The organism is Bradyrhizobium sp. CCGB20, assembly GCF_024199855.1.
GTDB lineage: Bacteria > Pseudomonadota > Alphaproteobacteria > Rhizobiales > Xanthobacteraceae > Bradyrhizobium.
In genome coordinates, this window is sequence record NZ_JANADN010000001.1 from 6,583,022 (window position 1) to 6,600,727 (window position 17,706).

At 63.9% G+C, this 17,706-nt stretch carries 17 protein-coding genes; 11 read left to right on the forward strand and 6 right to left on the reverse strand.

Annotated features, from left to right (window positions below; translation table 11 throughout):
* Positions 1-89: 89 nt before the first annotated feature.
* Positions 90-1,064: a quinone oxidoreductase gene (locus NLM15_RS30900; RefSeq protein ID WP_254121547.1), complete on the reverse strand. Its 975-nt coding sequence runs from the start codon at positions 1,062-1,064 to the stop codon at positions 90-92.
* 228 nt (positions 1,065-1,292) lie between these two features.
* Here NLM15_RS30900 and NLM15_RS30905 point away from each other — a divergent pair, with 228 nt between their 5' ends.
* From NLM15_RS30905 to NLM15_RS30915, 3 genes are all read left to right on the forward strand, one after another.
* Positions 1,293-1,493 (forward strand): hypothetical protein, encoded by a 201-nt coding sequence (locus NLM15_RS30905; RefSeq protein WP_254121548.1) that lies wholly within the window; start codon positions 1,293-1,295, stop codon positions 1,491-1,493.
* A 144-nt stretch (positions 1,494-1,637) separates the two neighbouring features.
* Positions 1,638-2,585, forward strand: coding sequence for an AAA family ATPase (locus tag NLM15_RS30910; RefSeq protein ID WP_254121549.1), 948 nt, complete (start codon positions 1,638-1,640; stop codon positions 2,583-2,585).
* 5 nt (positions 2,586-2,590) lie between these two features.
* Positions 2,591-3,970: a VWA domain-containing protein gene (locus NLM15_RS30915; protein WP_254121550.1), complete on the forward strand. Its 1,380-nt coding sequence runs from the start codon at positions 2,591-2,593 to the stop codon at positions 3,968-3,970.
* A 20-nt stretch (positions 3,971-3,990) separates the two neighbouring features.
* Here the strand turns inward: NLM15_RS30915 and NLM15_RS30920 are convergent, their stop codons facing one another.
* Entirely contained in the window at positions 3,991-4,173 is a 183-nt protein-coding gene (locus NLM15_RS30920; protein ID WP_254121551.1) for a hypothetical protein, read from the reverse strand.
* Positions 4,174-4,525: 352 nt separating this feature from the next.
* Here NLM15_RS30920 and NLM15_RS30925 point away from each other — a divergent pair, with 352 nt between their 5' ends.
* Positions 4,526-4,747, forward strand: coding sequence for a hypothetical protein (locus NLM15_RS30925; RefSeq protein WP_254121552.1), 222 nt, complete (start codon positions 4,526-4,528; stop codon positions 4,745-4,747).
* Between the two features lie 81 nt (positions 4,748-4,828).
* Here the strand turns inward: NLM15_RS30925 and map are convergent, their stop codons facing one another.
* Entirely contained in the window at positions 4,829-5,578 is a 750-nt protein-coding gene (gene map / locus NLM15_RS30930) for a type I methionyl aminopeptidase (RefSeq protein ID WP_254121553.1), read from the reverse strand.
* 184 nt (positions 5,579-5,762) lie between these two features.
* On the opposite strand from map, the gene NLM15_RS30935 reads away from it, so the two are divergent.
* Positions 5,763-7,082, forward strand: a complete 1,320-nt coding sequence (locus tag NLM15_RS30935) for a dicarboxylate/amino acid:cation symporter (RefSeq protein WP_254121554.1) — start codon at positions 5,763-5,765, stop codon at positions 7,080-7,082.
* Between the two features lie 12 nt (positions 7,083-7,094).
* Here NLM15_RS30935 and NLM15_RS30940 read toward each other — a convergent pair whose 3' ends face one another.
* Both NLM15_RS30940 and NLM15_RS30945 read right to left on the reverse strand, forming a co-directional pair.
* On the reverse strand, positions 7,095-8,468 hold the full coding sequence (locus NLM15_RS30940) for a hypothetical protein (RefSeq protein ID WP_254121555.1): 1,374 nt from the start codon (positions 8,466-8,468) through the stop codon (positions 7,095-7,097).
* Positions 8,469-8,561: 93 nt separating this feature from the next.
* A complete protein-coding gene (locus NLM15_RS30945) occupies positions 8,562-9,836 on the reverse strand; it encodes an allantoate amidohydrolase (RefSeq protein ID WP_254121556.1) in 1,275 nt (424 codons plus the stop codon).
* Between the two features lie 401 nt (positions 9,837-10,237).
* Here NLM15_RS30945 and NLM15_RS30950 point away from each other — a divergent pair, with 401 nt between their 5' ends.
* From NLM15_RS30950 to NLM15_RS30975, 6 genes are read left to right on the forward strand one after another with little or no spacing between them, the layout of a single operon-like run.
* Positions 10,238-11,350 carry a BMP family ABC transporter substrate-binding protein gene (locus tag NLM15_RS30950; protein WP_254121557.1) on the forward strand — a complete coding sequence of 371 codons (1,113 nt, stop codon included), beginning with the start codon at positions 10,238-10,240 and terminating at the stop codon, positions 11,348-11,350.
* Positions 11,347-12,459, forward strand: coding sequence for an ABC transporter permease (locus NLM15_RS30955; RefSeq protein ID WP_254121558.1), 1,113 nt, complete (start codon positions 11,347-11,349; stop codon positions 12,457-12,459). The genes NLM15_RS30950 and NLM15_RS30955 overlap by 4 nt, the downstream gene beginning before the upstream one ends.
* Before the next feature lies 1 nt (position 12,460).
* The gene (locus NLM15_RS30960; RefSeq protein ID WP_008130281.1) at positions 12,461-13,387 is read left to right on the forward strand and encodes an ABC transporter permease; all 927 of its coding nucleotides are present in this window, start codon (positions 12,461-12,463) and stop codon (positions 13,385-13,387) included.
* 11 nt (positions 13,388-13,398) lie between these two features.
* Positions 13,399-14,082, forward strand: a complete 684-nt coding sequence (locus tag NLM15_RS30965; protein ID WP_254121559.1) for a cysteine hydrolase family protein — start codon at positions 13,399-13,401, stop codon at positions 14,080-14,082.
* The gene (locus NLM15_RS30970) at positions 14,079-15,611 is read left to right on the forward strand and encodes an ABC transporter ATP-binding protein (protein ID WP_254121560.1); all 1,533 of its coding nucleotides are present in this window, start codon (positions 14,079-14,081) and stop codon (positions 15,609-15,611) included. The genes NLM15_RS30965 and NLM15_RS30970 overlap by 4 nt, the downstream gene beginning before the upstream one ends.
* A gap of 13 nt (positions 15,612-15,624) precedes the next feature.
* On the forward strand, positions 15,625-16,110 hold the full coding sequence (locus NLM15_RS30975) for a nucleoside deaminase (protein ID WP_254121561.1): 486 nt from the start codon (positions 15,625-15,627) through the stop codon (positions 16,108-16,110).
* 144 nt (positions 16,111-16,254) lie between these two features.
* Here NLM15_RS30975 and NLM15_RS30980 read toward each other — a convergent pair whose 3' ends face one another.
* Positions 16,255-17,361: a hypothetical protein gene (locus NLM15_RS30980; RefSeq protein ID WP_254121562.1), complete on the reverse strand. Its 1,107-nt coding sequence runs from the start codon at positions 17,359-17,361 to the stop codon at positions 16,255-16,257.
* Positions 17,362-17,706: the final 345 nt, after the last annotated feature.

Here is a 17,706-nt window from a genome sequence, read left to right on the forward strand (position 1 = left end):
AGCGCCGTTCCGATAAGAATCGGAAGGGCGCTCCAGATTTTTATTTTGACGCGTTTTCCAGTGAACCTGCGCCAACATCCGGCTGGAGATCACACCGTGAGAACGGTCGAGCCCGTGGTCTTGCGCGCGGCGAGATCGGCATGCGCCTTGGCGGCATCCTTCAGCGGATACGTCTGGTGCACCTCGATGTTGACCGCGCCGGACTTCACGACGTCGAACAGCTCGCCTGCCATCGCGACCAGGTTCTCGCGTTTGGCGGCGTAGGTGAACAGCGTCGGCCGAGTGACGTAGAGCGAGCCCTTCTGCGCGAGCAGACCGAGATTGAGCGGCTCGACAGCGCCGGAGGACGCACCGAACAGCGCGGCCACGCCGAGCGGCGCAAGGCAGTCCAGCGACTTCAGGAACGTGTCCTTGCCGACGGAATCGTAGACCACCGGCACTTTCTTGCCACCCGTGATCTCGTCCACGCGCTTCACGAAATCCTCGCGCGTGTAGATGATGACATGATCGCAACCATGCGCCTTGGCGAGCTTGGCCTTCTCGTCGTTGCTGACGGTGCCGATCACGGTTGCGCCAAGATGCTTGGCCCACTGGCTCAGGATCAGGCCAACGCCGCCGGCCGCGGCATGGAGCAGGATGGTGTCGCCGGCCTTCACGCGATAGGTCTGCCGGATCAGATATTGCGTGGTGAGTCCCTTCAGCATCATGGCCGCCGCGGTCTTGTCGTCGACACCGTCAGGCAGCTTCAACAGCCGGTCGGCCGGAATCAGCCGCGCCTCGGAATAGGCGCCGAGCGGCGATGCGCCATAAGCGACGCGATCGCCCGGCTTCAGATCGGTGACGCCCGAGCCGACCTCCTCGACGACACCGGCCGCCTCGCTGCCAAGACCACTCGGCAATTGAGCGGGATACACACCGGAGCGATTGTAGATGTCGACGAAGTTGAGACCGACCGCAGTGTGGCGGATGCGCGCCTCGCCAGGTCCGGGTTTGCCGACGCTGACCTCCTCCCAGACCAGGACTTCTGGACCGCCGGTCTTGTGAAAGCGAATGGCATGCGTCATGGGCGTTGCTCCCTTATTCGTTGCAGTGAAGGTCCGTGGAAAGCGGATCGGCCTGTGAAATAGGCATTTGGTCCGCCCGTTACAGTACAGAGACGTAACAAGAATGTCACAGCGAACGACAAACGCCGGCCGTTCCGCCTCTGTTCGTAAAAGGTGATGACGGCCCTTGGTGCGACCGGCAGTAGGTTTCGCACGGGGTTTGGTGGTCGCCTGCGAAGGAGAGCCGAGATGCCAGCTTATGTACAGCATCATCAGGACATCGAAATCGCGCCTGTAATCTGCCCCACCTGCATGGGGTTCCTGCCGATGTACGTTCGCGAGATCGAACCGCATTGGAGCCTTGCCACGATCGACTTCGTCTATGAATGCGCGGACTGCGGCGCCGAAGTCCGGCAGACCATCCGCAAGCCGGAGCTGCTGCGGCACTGACCGCCGTCGGCGAACCGCTCAAGTATTTGCGTTAAACGGAAAAACGCCGTCGGCGCGGGTCTGATGCCTCCCAAACGAGGCTTGTTCTTTGCCGGGAACGCAGGCAGAACAAGCCCCAAGCAAGACCTTTGGGAGCGCCCTTTCGTGGCTGAACAGAAGGCCTCGACCTCGATCGAGGCAGTGGAGAGCGGCCTCGCCGCAGAGGGCTATATCGCGAGCCGGCAGATCGCGACGGCCGTCTATTTGTCGCAACAGATCGAGAAACCGATCCTGGTCGAAGGGCCCGCGGGCGTCGGCAAGACCGAGCTTGCCAAAGCCATTGCCGCCTGGCGCGGCATGAAGATGATCCGCCTGCAATGCTACGAAGGCCTCGACGAGGCCAAGGCGCTCTACGAGTGGAAATACGCCAAGCAGCTTCTCTATACCCAGATCCTCAAGGACAAGCTCGGCGAAGTGCTCGGCGGCGCGCAGACGTTGCACGCCGCGCTCGAGCAGCTCCATGATTTCGGCGACGTCTTCTTCTCCAAGGAGTTCGTCGAGCCCCGCCCTCTGCTCCAGGCGCTGGAGCAGCCGGGCGGCTGCGTGCTCCTGATCGACGAGATCGACAAGTCGGATGCGGAATTCGAATCGCTGCTGCTGGAGATCCTCTCCGATTTCCAGGTCACGATCCCCGAGCTCGGCACGGTCTCGGCGATCACGCCGCCGACGGTGATCCTCACCTCCAACAGCGAGCGCGATCTCGGCGACGCCCTGAAGCGGCGCTGCCTGCATCTGCATATCGGCTTCCCCGAGCAGCGGCTGGAGGAGCGCATCGTCGAAAGCCGCGTGCCCGGCATCTCGCAGACATTGCGCCGGCAGATGGTCGGCTTCATCCACGAGATCCGCTCGCTCGACCTCAAGAAGCTGCCCTCGGTCAGTGAGACCATCGACTGGGCGCGCGTGCTGGTTCTGCTTCAGGCCACGGACCTCGATACCGAGATCGTCAAGGACACGCTCAACGTGCTCCTGAAATATGAGGCCGACATCGAGGCCGCGTCGCCGCACGTGACGACCTTTATTGCCAAGGCGGCACGGTCCAACGTCTTCGGTTGACGCCGATGCGCGAGAACCTTCATCGTTTCTTTCGGGCTGCGCGGGGCGCGGGCGTCCACGTCTCGCCCGCCGAAAGCATCGATGCGATGCGCGCGGTGTCGCAGGTCGGTGTTTCCGACCGCGCTATCCTGCGCGACGCGCTGCTCCTGACGCTCGCCAAGTCGCAGGACGAGAAGCTCGCGCTCGGCGACTGCTTTGATCTGTTCTTCAGCCAGCCCGAGCCGCGCCAGGATCAGCCCGAGGCCAACAGCGACGACGACGCCTCGCAGGACGCGGATCAGTCGCCCTCATCAGGCTCGGCCAGCGAAGCGGGCGAAGGTCAGCCTCCGGAAGCACTTGGCCCCTTGGCGCAGATGCTGCTGTCGCAGGACCGCAACGCGATCGCGGCCGCGATCGCCAGCGCGTCGGGCGCCGCCTCCCTGTCCGACATCCGCTATTCCACTCAGCGCGGCATCTTCTCCAGCCGCATCCTCGACGCCATGGGCCTCCAGCGCCTGCGCGACGATCTCGACCAATTGACCGCGACCAATCCGTCGCTCGCCGAGCGCCTCCGTGCCGCTCTGGACGCCTTGCGCGAGGCGGTGCGGGACACGGTCTCGCAGGGGCTTGCGCTCTATGCCCGCGAGGAGGCCGAGAACCTCCGCAACGAGATCCTGCGCAATGCGCCGCTCGCCCGCATCGAGCGGCGGCAGGTCGCGGAGATGCGCGCCCTCATCCGCCAGATCGCGCGCCGCCTGCGCGAGCGCTATTCGAAACCGCGCAAGCGGCAGCGCCGCGGCCATCTCGACGTCCGCCGCACGCTGCGCCGTAACGCCGCCTGGGGCGGCGTCCCGTTCCTCACGGCCTGGAAGCGCAAGCATCGCGACCGGCCAAAGATCGTCGCGCTCTGCGACGTCTCCGGCTCGGTCGCGCAGGTCTCCGATTTCTTCCTGCTGCTGATCCACTCGTTGCACGAGGTGGTCGACGACGTCCGCTCCTTCGCCTTCTCCTCGCATCTGATCGAGGTCAGCGAGATCCTGGAAAAGAAATCGCCGGAAGAGGCGATGGCCGAGATCATGTCCAAGGTCGGATTCGGTTCGTCCGACTACGGCTCTTCGCTGGTCGATTTCGAGCACGATTTCATGAGCATGCTGACGCCGCAGACCACGGTGATCATGCTCGGCGACGCCCGCAGCAACAATCTCGATCCGCGTGCCGACATCCTGCGCCGCATCTCCGAGCGCTCGAAGCGCGTGGTCTGGCTCAATCCCGAAGGACGGCTCGCCTGGGGCTTCGGTGATTCCGAGATGCCGCGCTACGCGACCTTTTGCAGTGTCGTGCGCCAATGCGCGACCGCGCAGCAGCTCGAGCGCGCGGTGTCCGATATCGTGGCGACCTATCAGTAAAGTGTGATCGGGCCCCGGCGTCAGGCGGCGTTCAGCTCAGCCTGTGCGAGATTGCATTCACGAAAGTGATGCGCGATTTCGTCGAGCGCGCGCTGCTCCCATTCCTGGGCCTGCGCAAGCCAGAATACCCGACGCTCCGAATCGAGAGCCGCACGTTCACGGCACAAAAATTCCTGACTGCGAATTTCAACCAGTCTGTTCATGCACTCCACTCCTGCCGTGTGAAGTCATTCCCCGTGAATCAGGCTTAACAGAGTCCCGCCCCTCTCGCCCGATGATTTCTGTGCATATCGCGACGCAAAATGGGACAGCGATGCTTCCCGTGCACTGCGGTAGCTCACGGTGCACAATCAAGAGCTGATCATCAATTAGTGATCGAAGATCGGGACGATACTCGCGTCCGAGCGATCTTAACTCTTGTGACGCAATGAAGTGCGGCAATTTGTGAAGAGACGTTCTAAACAGCTCACCGAATTCCCGACTCATTGTCGTCGCATGGTCTTCATGCAGCGCCGCTAACAGGGGCACGCGAACTTGACGATCGCTTGAGGCAACATGAGCAATGACATCGACTTCGATCTTTCGCCGGACCAATGGGAAGCGCTGAAGGCGCTTCGCAACCCCGTGTCGAACGGTCGCCTCTCGAAGGCCTATATCGTAGAAGGTCTCGTCAAGCTCGGCCTCGTTGTCGTCAGTGACAGCGTACCTTCGATAACGCCGACCGGACGCAAGGTTCTCGTGCGCGGATCATGCCGGCTCCTGGATCTCGTGGCGTGACGAGGCTGTCGCAACAGCTTTGCACGATCGCCTGAAGAATGACCCTTCGCGCGCTGCTGAGGGCGCGTCGCGGGGATGACCTCAACCCGCCAACGTAACGACCAAAGGTCCATTTCGGGTTGCGACAACCGTGTGTTCGTACTGAACCGTAGGCGCCTCGGGGCTGCCGTAGAGCGTCCATGGATCATCGCCATCCTCTGCCCACTCGGCGCCAATGGACAGGAACGGCTCGACGGTGAACACCAGGCCATCGCCCATGACGCGACGTTCGGAGGAGTCGGGCCATGTTGCGATCTCTGTCGGCTCCTCATGGAGCGACAAACCGACACCGTGACTGGCGAGGTTCTTGACGAGCGTATAGCCGTTTTTCCGGGCGAAGGCCCCGATGGCTTGGCCGATGCCGGCAATCGGCTTGCCGGCTCCAACCTGCCGCAGGCCCGTCCACATCGCCCGCCGACCATCCGTGCAAAGACGTTCGATCGAACGGGTCACGGGCGGAACGGCGAACGAGGCTCCCGTATCGGCGAAGAAGCCGTTCTTCTCCGCCGAAACATCGATGTTGACGAGGTCGCCACGCGCGATCCGCCGGGCACCGGGAATGCCATGAGCGATCTCTTCGTTCACGCTGATGCAGGTTGCGCCGGGAAAGGCATAGGCCAGTTCCGGCGCCGAACGCGCCCCGGCAGCCTCCAGCATCCTTCGCCCGATCTGGTCGAGTTCAGAGGTGGTCATGCCGGGCTCGAGGGCCTTCCCCATCGCCTCGAGGGCGTTGGCGACGATACGCCCGACCTCTTTCAGGCAGATCAGATCGTTCTCATTCGAGATTGTCATATCGAGCTCTTCCGAAAGCCGGGACATAGCGGTTGCGATGCCGACTTGCAAACCGGAGGGCGCAACGCAAGAATCCCGGATTTTCCGACGGCCCTGGATGACCTTCCAGAACAAACCGCGACAATCTGGCACGGTAGTTGCTCCCTATTGACGATCGAGACGCGTCAAATCGGGGGAGTTCACCATGTCGACCATTGCCGCGGCACCGGCCGCCGAGTCCAAGCCGCTCTATACCTCGCTGTTCGTCCAGGTCCTTGCCGCGCTGATCCTCGGCATCGTCCTCGGCATGCTCGTCCCCGACTTTGCCGTCGGCCTCAAGATCCTGAGCGACGCCTTTTTGAAGCTGATCTCGATGATCGTGGCCCCGATCGTGTTCTGCGTCGTCGTGCACGGCATTGCCGGCGCGGGCGACCTCAAGAAGGTCGGCCGGGTCGGCGTCAAGGCGCTGGTCTATTTCGAGGTCATGACGACCGTCGCACTCGTTGTCGGCCTGCTGCTCGCTTACCTCTTCGGCCCCGGCCATGGCATGAACATCGATCCCTCGACGCTGGATGCCAAGGCGCTCAACACCTATGCCGACAACGCCCACAAACTGTCCGGCGGCGGCATCGGCGCTTTCCTGATGAACGTGATTCCCAGCACCTCCTTCGATGCGCTGTCGCGCAACGACGTGCTCCAGGTGCTGTTCTTCGCGGTTCTGTTCGGTGTAGGCCTTGCGCTCGTCGGCGGCGAGAAGGGCGCGCTTGTCACATCGATGATCGACGCGGCCTCCACCGTGCTGTTCCGGGTCATGGGGCTGATCGTTCGCGTCGCCCCACTTGGCGTGCTCGGCGCGGTCGCCTATACCGTCGGCAAATACGGCGTCGGCTCGCTGAAGCAGCTCGTGTCGCTGGTGATGCTGTTCTACGTCTCGGTCGGCATCTTCGTGCTGGGCGTGCTCGGCGGCGTCATGGCGCTCGCCGGAATCAACATCCTCAAATTCCTCGCTTACTTGCGCGAAGAGCTGACCATCGTGCTCGCGACCGCGTCCTCCGATGCCGTGCTGCCGCAGATCATGAAGAAGCTCGAGCGGATGGGCGTGAAGGATTCCGTGGTCGGCCTCGTCATCCCGACCGGCTATTCCTTCAACCTCGACGCTTTCTCGATCTACCTGACGCTTGCCGTCGTCTTCATCGCGCAGGCGACCAACACGCCGCTGTCGTTTGGCGACCTCCTGCTGGTGCTCGGCGTTTCGCTGATCACGTCGAAGGGCGCGCACGGCGTGCCGGGCTCAGCGATCGTGATCCTGGCCGCGACGCTCAACGCCGTGCCGAGCATTCCTGCCATCGGCCTCGTGCTGGTGTTGTCGGTCGACTGGTTCATCGGCATGGCCCGCGCGGTCGGCAACCTCACCGGCAATTGCGTGGCGACGGTCGTCGTGGCCGCGTGGGAAGGCGATCTCGACCGCGCCAAGGCGGCCAAGGTGCTGGAGGGCGGCGAACTGGTGGACGTGACGGCGGGATAGCGCCCCCGCAGATCAGTCATTCCACTGGAGGAGCGGCGTTCCATATGCCCTCCTCCAGACCGACAGGAAGCGCGGAAACCAGGAGTGCGCCACGGCGCCCTTATAGGCCCAGGTGCGGTACTTCAGGCCCTGCTCCGAGATCAGCTCCTGATATCCGCCATGGACCTCGGTCGCCGTGCGAATGTCCTTCAATATCCCTTGCGCGCAGGCCCGGTAAGTATCGCTCCCCGAGAATTCGTCATAGTCCAGCATGCGATCCGCGAACTCGACGTTGAATGTCGGCCAGGAAGAACGACCCTGGTAGGCTGGCGCTGCGATCTTGTGGATCATCTTGTTCCGCGGGTTATCCGCGGAGACCAGGAAGTGGAACGTGCTGGGGATGCGGAAGCGCGGCTCGGCAATGATCAGATCCGTCGTGGCCGCGAACAGCGCACGCTCGCTCGCATCGTTCATATCCCAAAAGCCGCGATGCACGCTGACGAAATCCAGCGCAACCGAGGACACCGGCGAGCCCGCCGGGCCGTCCAGGGAATGCCTGATGTGGCCGTCCTTGCCGAACAGGCGCAGAAGGTCTGTCTTGTACTGAGCGAGGTTGCGTCCAAGCAGCCGCTTCAGTTCGCTCTCCTCGACGACGCCGAGCTGCACGCCCCACACGAAGGTCGTGTAGACGCAGGCATTGGTGACGAAACGCCGGCGTTCCGCACGCGTGTCGGTTGCCGCAGAGCGCGGGGCGCGGGCGTCGCACAGCAAATATCTGGTGCCGTCAGCGTCGAACGGCTCCAGCTCGCTCGCGAGCTTCAGGACCGCCCGCTTCAGATCACCGCCGTATTCGGCCAGCAACAGGCGGCCGGCATGCGCGCATTGCGACATCGCCAGATAAGGCGACGCTCTCTCCTCCGCAGAGATCATCTGCTGAAGACCGGCGAGAATACCGAGCAGCGTATCCGACGGACGCGAGAAATAGTTCACGCCGAGATACCGGGCCCGTCCCGCCGGGACGATCGTCGTCGTGACGACGTCGGCGCGAACCGCCTCCAGCAGCAGGCGGACGCTTTTCTCGAGCAGCCGAGCCCGCCGCACGGCGTCTTGCGAATCCATGATGGTCTCGGGATCGAGGACATCAGGATAGAACCAGGCGAAGTCGCGCGGGTAATAGGCGGAAGCATGCGGCGCCCCCGTGACGAGGAACGCCTCGGTCACGGAAAAAGCGCTGTCCATCGAGTGCCGGTAGAGGTCCTCGATGGCCGAGAACGAATGATGCGATTGTCTCAGGAACCGGTCGCCGAGAAAATTGACCGCCTGGAGAGCGTTGGCGACGAAGGTCGCGGCCGCGCCCTGATAAAACCGGTTTCCACGATGTGACGGCAAGGAAATATCACTGCTCATATGCGCCTGGTATCTGGTGATCTCCGACGATGGCCGGCCACCATTCCAAGCATGACTGATTCGTGTCTCGCCCTGATGACGCGGGGCCCTCGGTCAGCTCGCGCCGGAGCGGCCTTCTCGCGGCCTGAAATTCTCGATCACTCGCAGCAGCACCCGCGCGCCGGCATCGGCATCGACCAGCTCCACATGCTCGTCCGGGTGATGGCTGATGCCGCCGCGGCAGCGGACGAAGATCATGCCGACGTCGGCGATGTCGATCATTGCCATGCCGTCGTGCCCAGCCCCGCTCGGCAGCTCGAACGCTCCAAGGCCTTCGGCTTGGATCGCCTGCGCGATCTGGTCCTTCAGCCAGGGCGCGCAAGGCGCGGTGCGGTTCTCGTGAGTGACGTCGAGCTGAAGCGCCAATTGCCGGCGCTTGGCGATGGCCTCGATCTGGCGGACGACATCGGCGACCGCCCGTTTGCGGTGCATATCGGGCGGCGCGCGCATGTCGATGGTGAACGACACCTCGCCCGGAATGACGTTGGTCGCGCCGGGCCTCGCCTGGATATAGCCGACGGTGCCGACCAACCCGCTTTCGTCGGTTCGGCAAAACTGCTCGATCGCGCCGATGCACTCGGCCGCGCCGGCGAGCGCATCACGGCGCAGCGCCATCGGCACGGTACCGGCGTGACCGGCCATGCCGGTCAGCCGCGCGGCAAGTCGCGTGGCGCCGGCAATTGCGGTAACCACGCCGACAGGCAGGTTCTGTGCTTCCAGCACCGGGCCCTGCTCGATGTGCAATTCGAGATAGGCGAGAAGTTCGCGCCGGGTCCGCGCGGCGGCGCCGATGTGATCGGGATCGAGGCCGAACGAGACGAGCGCATCGCGCATCGACACGCCGTCGCGATCGCGCGTGTTCAGGACGCTCTCGTCGAAGGTACCGGCCACCGCACGGCTGCCGAGGAGTGTCGAGGCGAAACGTACCCCCTCTTCATCGGCAAAGCCGATCACCTCGATCGCGAACGGCAGGCGCTTCCCGCGGCGATTGAGATCCGCGACACAGGCAATCGCGGTGATCACACCCAGCGGCCCGTCCCATTTGCCGGCATCGCGCACGGTGTCGTAGTGCGAGCCGAGCATCAGGCAGGGCGCCCCCGGCTGCTCGCCCTCATAACGGCCGCAGACATTGCCGATCGCGTCGAGATGCGCGCTCATGCCGGCATCGCGCATCCAGCTCAGGATGAGGTCAGCAGCCTTGCGCAGCTCGCTGGTGAGATAGATGCGGGTGAGCTTGTCGCCTTCCTCCGAGATCGCGGCGAGCTCGTTGATGCGGCACACGATCTCTTCGCCGAGCGATGCTTTCTGAACGGCGTTACCAGCACCCATCTCGGCGAGCTTTCCATTTCCCTGGACCCCGGCGGTCCTGACGACAATCGATACAAGTTCAGTGCCAGCGAAAATCGCCTGACCGGCACCGTCCCAATCAGCGCGTGGTTAGCACGAATGCGGGTTGCCGGCCGATCGCCCAGCTCTCGTCATACACGGCCCGAACTGGTTAAGGCTGCTTAACCAGATTGCATACAACAAGATGATAGTGCTCAAAAATTAATCTGCCGATTTCCCTAGCACGAGACGAGGAAGCTAAAAATATCAAGTTTTTCAATTATTTATAAACAATTGATTGCTTCCTAACCTTTGGCACGAAGCTTGCGACATCTCTTGCCGGGCTCCGCCAGACGGCGCGGCCGCGAGAGCAAGGCGGGGCAGCCGCCAAAGGGGAGCAAGCAATGGATTTTGGCAGGATTTCACGACGTCAATTGTTGCAGGGCGGTGCGGCCCTCACCCTCGGCGCCGCGGTTGGCGTCCGCCCGGCCTTCGCGGCCGAGACGACCATCGGCTTCATCTATGTCGGCTCGCGCGACGACTACGGCTACAACCAGGCGCATGCGCAGGGCGCGGCAGCACTGAAGAAAATTCCGGGCCTCAAGGTCGTCGAGGAAGAGAAGGTGCCGGAGACCGACGCGGTCGAGAAGACGATCGAGTCCATGATCAATCTCGACGGCGCCACCCTGCTCTTCCCGACCTCGTTCGGCTACTACAACCCGCACATGATCAAGATGGCCAACAAGTTCCCGAAGCTGCGCTTCGAGCACTGCGGCGGCCTTTGGTCGGACAAGGATCCGAAGAACGCCGGCAGCTATTTCGGCTACATCGACGAAGCCCAGTACACCTCCGGCATCGTGGCCGGCTACACGTCGAAGAGCGGCAAGCTCGGCTTCGTCGCGGCCAAGCCGATCCCGCAGGTGCTGCGCAACATCAACGCCTTCGCGCTCGGCGCCAGGCTCGCCAACCCGAAGGCCACGACGCAAGTCATCTTCACCGGTGACTGGTCGATGCCGGTCAAGGAAGCCGAGGCCACCAACAGCCTGATCGACCAGGGCGTCGACGTCCTCACCTGTCACGTCGATGGTCCGAAGACCATGGTCGAGAACGCCGCGCGCCGCGGCGCCTTCGTCTGCGGCTATCACACCAACCAGTCGCCGCTCGCGCCGAAAGCGTATCTGACCGGCGCCGAGTGGAATTGGGAGGCGCTCTATCCGAAGTTCGTGAAGATGATCGCGGCCGGCGAGAGCATCCCGAACTTCTATCGCGGCGGCCTCAAGGAGGAAATCGTCAAGACCTCGCCTTATGGCGAAGCGGTTTCCGCCGAGGCCCGCAAGCATGCCGACGAGGTCAAGGCAAAATTCCTGTCGGCGGATGGCTACGCGATCTTCAAGGGAGGACTGGTCGACAACAAGGGCAAGACGGTCATCCCGGCCGGGACCGATCGCGGCCAGAAGGATCCTGAACTCGAGAAGATGGACTACCTCGTCGAAGGCGTGATCGGAGCGACTTCGTGACGACGGAAGCCGCGGATTCCACTGAAGCGGTCGGGACAGTTGCCCCGGCCGCCGATCCCGGCTTTCTCCAGCGCCACGGCGGCACCATCGAATACATCCTGATCCCGGGCGCGGCGCTGGCCGGCGCGCTCGTGGTCTTCGGTATCTTTGTCGCGATGTTCGGCAAGAACCCGCTCGATCTGTATTTTTATATGTATTACGGCGCTTTCGGCACCTGGTTCTCCTGGCAGAACACGCTGACGCGCGCGGCGCCCCTGATCCTCACGGCACTCTGCACGGCGCTGCCCGCGCAGCTCGGCATGGTCATCATCGGCGGTGAAGGCGCGCTCCTGATCGGCGCGCTGTCGGCGACCAGCGCCGCGTTGGCGCTTCAGGGCATGCCCCCGCTCATCGTGCAAATTGCCATGGTCATCGCCGGCGTGATCGGCGGCGGCTTGTGGATCATGCTCACAGGCGCGCTGCGCCAGTACCGCGGCGTCAACGAGACGATCTCGAGCCTGCTGCTCGTCTACATCGCGCTTGCGATCCTCAACCATCTCGTCGAAGGCGTGATGCGCGATCCCGCCAGTCTCAACAAGCCGTCCACGCGCGAGATCGGCGCCGCCAACATGATCGGATCGATTCCCGGCACCGACGTGCATTGGGGACTCGTCTTCGGCCTCGTTGCCGCCATCGCCGCCTATATCCTGATCTATCACACGGTGTTCGGCTTCGCGGCGCGCGTTGCCGGCGGCAATATCCGCGCCGCAAAAATCGTCGGCCTCGGCGTCAGCAAGCTGATCCTGACCATCTGCTTCTTCGCCGGCGGCGCCGCGGGCCTTGCCGGCATGGTCGAGGTCGCGGCCGTACAGGGACGCACCAACGCCAACCTCGCGGCAGGCTACGGCTTCACCGGCATTCTCGTTGCCTTCCTGGCCCGGCAAAATCCGCTCGCGATCATTCCGGTCGCGATCCTGCTCGGCGGCATCAGCGCCAGCGGCGGGCTGCTGCAACGCCGCCTCGGCCTGCCCGACGCGTCCGTGCTGGTGCTCCAGGGCATCATCTTCGTCTTCGTGCTGGCCAGCGATGCGCTCTACGGCCGCATCGGGTTCCTGAAGGGAAAATCCTGAGATGGCAGACGGATCGATCGGACTCTGGACCGTCCCGCTCGCCGTGCTCGGCGGCGCCATTCGCGTCTCCACGCCCTTCCTGTTCGTGAGCCTGGGGGAATGCATCACCGAACGCTCAGGCCGCATCAATCTCGGCCTCGAAGGCACACTGGTGATGGGCGCGATGAGTGCTTACGGCATCTCCTATCTCTCCGGCTCGCCCTGGCTCGGCGTACTCGCCGCCGGCATCACCGGTGCACTGCTGGGCGCGCTGCATGCCGGCATCTGCTCGCTGCCGCGCGTCAACGACGTCGCGGTCGGCATCGCGCTGATGCTGTTCGGCACTGGACTGGCCTTCTATCTCGGCAAGCCGTTGATCGAACCCACTGCGCCACGGCTGCCCGCGATCGATTTCGGCTGGTGGAGCGACGTCCCGCAGGTCCGCGCCGCGCTGCGGGTCAACGTGCTGTTCCTGATCGGCGTTGCGCTCGCGCCAATCCTCTATTGGGCCTTCCGCACCACGCGCTGGGGCCTTCTCATTCGCACCGCCGGCGAGAGCTCTGACGCCGCGCGCGCGATGGGCCACTCCGTGCTGCTGATCCGCCTGCGCGCGACCATGGTCGGCGGTTTCCTCGCCGGCATCGGCGGCTCCTTCCTGTCGCTGTTCTATCCCGGCAGCTGGAACGAGGGCCTGTCCTCCGGACAGGGCATCACCGCCGTGGCCCTCGTGATCTTCGCGCGCTGGGATCCGCTGCTCTGCCTGTGGGCCTCGCTCGCCTTCGGCGGTGCCGCGGCGCTGGGACCGGCCTTGCAATCGGTCGGCGTCACCTCCGGCTATCACCTCTTCAACGCGGCGCCCTACATCCTGACGCTGGCGATCATGATCATCACCTGCTCGCCGAAACGCACACTGACCGGAGCCCCGGCCGAATTGTCGATCACCCGCTAGAGAGCGAAATCATGCCCGAGCGCACCATCAAGTCCGAGCCCTATGCCTGGCCCTACAACGGCGATCTCCGCCCGGAGAACACCGCGCTCATCATCATCGACATGCAGACCGATTTCTGCGGCGTCGGCGGCTATGTCGACAAGATGGGCTACGACCTCTCGCTGACCCGGGCACCGATCGAGCCGATCAAGAGGTTGCTCGCGGCGATGCGCGCCCAAGGCTTCCACATCATCCATACCCGCGAAGGCCATCGTCCCGATCTCTCGGATCTTCCCGCCAACAAGCGCTGGCGTTCGCGGCAGATCGGCGCCGGCATCGGCGATCCCGGCCCCTGCGGCCGCATCCTGGTGCGGGGTGAGCCCGGCTGGGACATCATTCCAGAACTGGCACCCCTCCCAGGCGAACCCATCATCGACAAGCCCGGCAAGGGCTCGTTCTGCGCCACCGACCTGGAGCTGATCCTGCGCGTGCGCGGTATCGAGAACATCGTGCTGACAGGCATCACCACCGACGTCTGCGTTCACACCACGATGCGCGAGGCCAACGACCGCGGCTTCGAATGCGTGCTGCTTCACGATTGCTGCGGCGCGACCGACAAGAGCAACCACGACCACGCGCTCAAGATGATCAAGATGCAGGGCGGCGTGTTCGGCGCAGTCTCGACGGCGGACGCCTTCATTGGAGCAATTTCGTGATCATCGGCGAGACGCCACCGCCGTCAGGCGCCTTCGGCGTCGACGCGATTGCGATGACCATGCGCTTCGGCGACTTCCTGGCGCTGGACAATGTCGAGCTGAAGGTGAGGCCGGGCTCGTTCCATGCGCTGCTCGGCGAGAACGGCGCCGGCAAGTCGACGCTCGTCAAATGCATCATGGGCTATTACCACGCGACCGAGGGCGACATCCTCGTCGGCGGACGCGAGCAGGCGATCGCCAACCCGAAGGACGCCCACGCGCTCGGCCTCGGCATGGTCTACCAGCACTTTACGCTGGTGCCGGCGATGACGGTCGCGGAAAACCTCGTGCTGGCACGCGACGATGTGCCGGCCATGGTGAACTGGCCGAAGGAGATGAAGGAGCTCGAGGCCTTCCTGGCGCGCATGCCCTTCAAGGTGCCGCTCGGCGCAAAGGTCTCCGACATCTCCGCGGGCGAACGGCAGAAGTGCGAGATTCTCAAGCAGCTCTATCTGAAGCGCCGCTTCCTGATCCTGGACGAGCCGACCTCGGTGTTGACACCCGCCGAAGCTGACGAGGTGCTCGGCATGCTCCGCGACATGGTCGTCAAAGGCGAGCTGACCATCCTGATGATCACGCATAAATTCCGCGAGGTCATGGCTTTCGCTGACGACGTCACGATCCTGCGCCGCGGCAAGCTCGCGGGAGCCGGCAAAGTCGCCGAGCTCACGCCTGACGCGATGGCGCGCACCATGATCGGCGCAGAGCAGTTGACGGTGCAGCCTCCGCGCATCGGCGAGGCAGGTCAGGCCAGGCTCGAACTGGCAAAGGTCCGCGCACTCGACGATGCAGGTGCCGTCGCTGTGCACGATGTCTCGCTTAGCGTGCGTGCGGGCGAGATCGTTGGCATCGCCGGCGTCTCCGGCAATGGCCAACGCCAGCTGGTCGAGGTGTTGGCCGGCCAGCGCGAGGCGGAGAGCGGCGAAGTCCGCGTCGCCGGCGAACCCTATCACGCCAGCCGCCAGGAGATGCGCCGCCACAAGATGTCGCTCCTGCCCGAGGAGCCACTGAAGAACGCCTGCGTCGGCGGCATGAGCGTCGCCGACAACATCGCCTTTCGCGAATTCGACCGCGCGCCCTTCGCCAGCGGCGGCTGGTGGCTCAACCGCAGTGCCTTTCGCGACGATGCCAGGAAGAAGATCGGCCAATACAAGATCAAGACCCGCACGCCCGAGACGCCGATCGCGGCGCTGTCGGGCGGCAACGTCCAGCGCGCCGTGCTGGCGCGGGAGCTTGGCGGCGACGTCGAGGTGCTGATCGCCGCCAATCCCTGCTTCGGCCTCGACTTCGCGGCGGTGGCGCAGATCCATGCCGAGATCATGGCCGCACGCAACCGTGGCGCCGCCGTGCTGCTCGTCAGCGAGGATCTCGACGAATTGCTCGAACTCTCCGATCGTCTGGTGGTGATGTTCCACGGCGAATTCGTGTATGAAGCACGAACCAGCGACGCCGATCTCACCGTGGTCGGCCGGCATATGGCGGGTCATTGACCAGGGAAGAGCGATGAGCGGCGGATCCGAGCGCGACGAGCACTTCCTCCGCCTTTCCTTCGCGGCCGCCAGCCGCTCCCTCACCCATGGCAACCATCCGTTCGGCTGCGTCGTCGTCGATGCGGATGGCAAGGTGCTGATCGAGACCGAGAACGGCTACATGCCCGACCACGACGGCACCGCGCATGCCGAGCGCCTGGCGGCCACGCAGGCCTGCCGTACGTTCAGCCGCGAGGTGCTGGCGAAAGCCACGCTCTATTCCTCCGCCGAGCCCTGCGCGATGTGTTCAGGCGCAATCTACTGGGCCGGCATCGGCCGTGTCGTCTACGGCCTCAGCGAGCACCGCCTGCGCGGTATCACCGGCAACCATCCGGAGAACCCGACGCTCGATTTGCCCTGCCGCGAGGTCTTTGCCAGCGGCCAGCGGCCGACGGAGGTCGTCGGCCCGCTGCTCGAGGACGAGGCCGAGGCGCTGCACGACGGCGTGTGGACGAGGTAGCTGCTTCCAAGAACTCGACTGCGTAGGGTGGGTTAGCGAAGCGTAACCCACCACTCTTTCTTCAACACGACGAAGGCAAAGAGGTGGATTACGCCTTCGGCTAATCCACCCTACGCTTCAGATGGGGATGGCCCCCCCAGCCGATCAGAACTTCACAGTCACGCCACCGTACACCGTGGACTCGGTGCAGCTGTTGGTGCTCTGGCCGGTTGCGGCGACCGTGCAGACGCCGGGCATGGCGTTGTGGTCGAGGCCGAACTTGTTCTGCCAGTAGCGGTAGGCAACCCAGAGGTCGACGAAGTGCGAGTACTTGTCACCCCAGGCGGCCTTCGAGGCGTCGAAGGTCAGACGGATCGGTTCGCTGTTCAGCTCGACCTTGGAAGCAGTAGAGAACCGGCCAGGGCCGGAGAGCGCGGGAAGGCCGTTGGAGTCACCCTTCGCACCATACCAGCCGGCGCGGCCGCTGATCGACCAGAACTGCATGCTCGGCGGCAGGAAGCCGAGATCCATGTAGTAGTTGATTTCGACGGCCCAGGTCGGCCTGTAACTGACGTTGCCATCGGAGTTGCAGGTCACCCCCGGCACGCCCGGTCCGAACAGGCCGCACTGGGTGAAGGCGTTGTGGTTCGAGAACTCCCAGTACATCAACGGAGCGACGTTGATGTAACCCTTGTACGGAAGGTCGAAGGCGAATTGCAGACCGGCCACGACGTCGCGCTTGGCGGGCGCGAGGAAAGTGTTTTCTGTATTGCCGTCCATACCGACTTCGAACGAAATATTGTGCAGCGGCCCCATGCTGAAGGCCTTGGTGTTGAACAGCTCGTTCCAGCCGAGGGTCGAGCGGAACAGGCCGTAGATCTCGGTCGCGCCGGCGCAATCGGCGGCGCCGCCAGTGATGGTCACGCCCGGCGCAACACAGGGGCTGGCAGGATCGTTCTTGCCCGACTTGAACATCGAGATCGTGAAGAAGTTGGTGCCGTAGGCCCAGAGGTCGAAGTGGGTGAAGGAGTAGACCTGCTTGGGGGTGGTGCCGTTGATGCTGCCGTTCGGGTTGACGCTCCACATGCCGGGGTCGGTGCCCTTGGGCATCCAGGAGAACGTCACGCGGTTGTCGATCACCAAGAAGAACGGAAGGTCCGCGGCCTTCTTGGCCGCCTTGACTGGCAGGTCCGCCGCGTGAGCCAGGTCGCCATTGACCAGCGTAGCAAGTGACAGCGCCATTGCTGCCACTGCCGTATAACGAAACGACATCCTGATAGCCCCCAAGTTTTGACAGGTCGAATTGACCGCCCCTGGGTGCGACACTTGCGCCGATATCCGGAAGTGAGAAGCCTCAACATTTCCCATGGCGTGCCGGATGTTTTGGCAGCACGCGGCGCTTCATCGCGGATTTTGCGTGTCCGCGCACACGACTTGCGTGCGCGGGACGCACGCGCGTTGCCGGACATTCCCGTTTGGTTTTGCTCGGCTTTTGATAGAGCAGCGCGACGCATCGATCGCGAGATGCGGCGATCGCTTTACGTCGCGGCGCAGCATGCGGGAATGGGAGTGCCGCTGCTCAACTTCAGGTCAAGCCTGCACAGCGGGTTCCGATTC

Bases quoted from the DNA above. Each gene is read 5' to 3' on its own strand.
- NLM15_RS30900 (WP_254121547.1), bottom strand. From the start codon at position 1,064: ATGACGCATGCCATTCGCTTTCACAAGACCGGCGGTCCAGAAGTCCTG.
- NLM15_RS30905 (WP_254121548.1), top strand. From the start codon at position 1,293: ATGCCAGCTTATGTACAGCATCATCAGGACATCGAAATCGCGCCTGTA.
- NLM15_RS30915 (WP_254121550.1), top strand. From the start codon at position 2,591: ATGCGCGAGAACCTTCATCGTTTCTTTCGGGCTGCGCGGGGCGCGGGC.
- NLM15_RS30920 (WP_254121551.1), bottom strand. From the start codon at position 4,173: ATGAACAGACTGGTTGAAATTCGCAGTCAGGAATTTTTGTGCCGTGAA.
- NLM15_RS30925 (WP_254121552.1), top strand. From the start codon at position 4,526: ATGAGCAATGACATCGACTTCGATCTTTCGCCGGACCAATGGGAAGCG.
- map (WP_254121553.1), bottom strand. From the start codon at position 5,578: ATGACAATCTCGAATGAGAACGATCTGATCTGCCTGAAAGAGGTCGGG.
- NLM15_RS30935 (WP_254121554.1), top strand. From the start codon at position 5,763: ATGTCGACCATTGCCGCGGCACCGGCCGCCGAGTCCAAGCCGCTCTAT.
- NLM15_RS30940 (WP_254121555.1), bottom strand. From the start codon at position 8,468: ATGAGCAGTGATATTTCCTTGCCGTCACATCGTGGAAACCGGTTTTAT.
- NLM15_RS30945 (WP_254121556.1), bottom strand. From the start codon at position 9,836: ATGGGTGCTGGTAACGCCGTTCAGAAAGCATCGCTCGGCGAAGAGATC.
- NLM15_RS30950 (WP_254121557.1), top strand. From the start codon at position 10,238: ATGGATTTTGGCAGGATTTCACGACGTCAATTGTTGCAGGGCGGTGCG.
- NLM15_RS30960 (WP_008130281.1), top strand. From the start codon at position 12,461: ATGGCAGACGGATCGATCGGACTCTGGACCGTCCCGCTCGCCGTGCTC.
- NLM15_RS30965 (WP_254121559.1), top strand. From the start codon at position 13,399: ATGCCCGAGCGCACCATCAAGTCCGAGCCCTATGCCTGGCCCTACAAC.
- NLM15_RS30975 (WP_254121561.1), top strand. From the start codon at position 15,625: ATGAGCGGCGGATCCGAGCGCGACGAGCACTTCCTCCGCCTTTCCTTC.
- NLM15_RS30980 (WP_254121562.1), bottom strand. From the start codon at position 17,361: ATGTCGTTTCGTTATACGGCAGTGGCAGCAATGGCGCTGTCACTTGCT.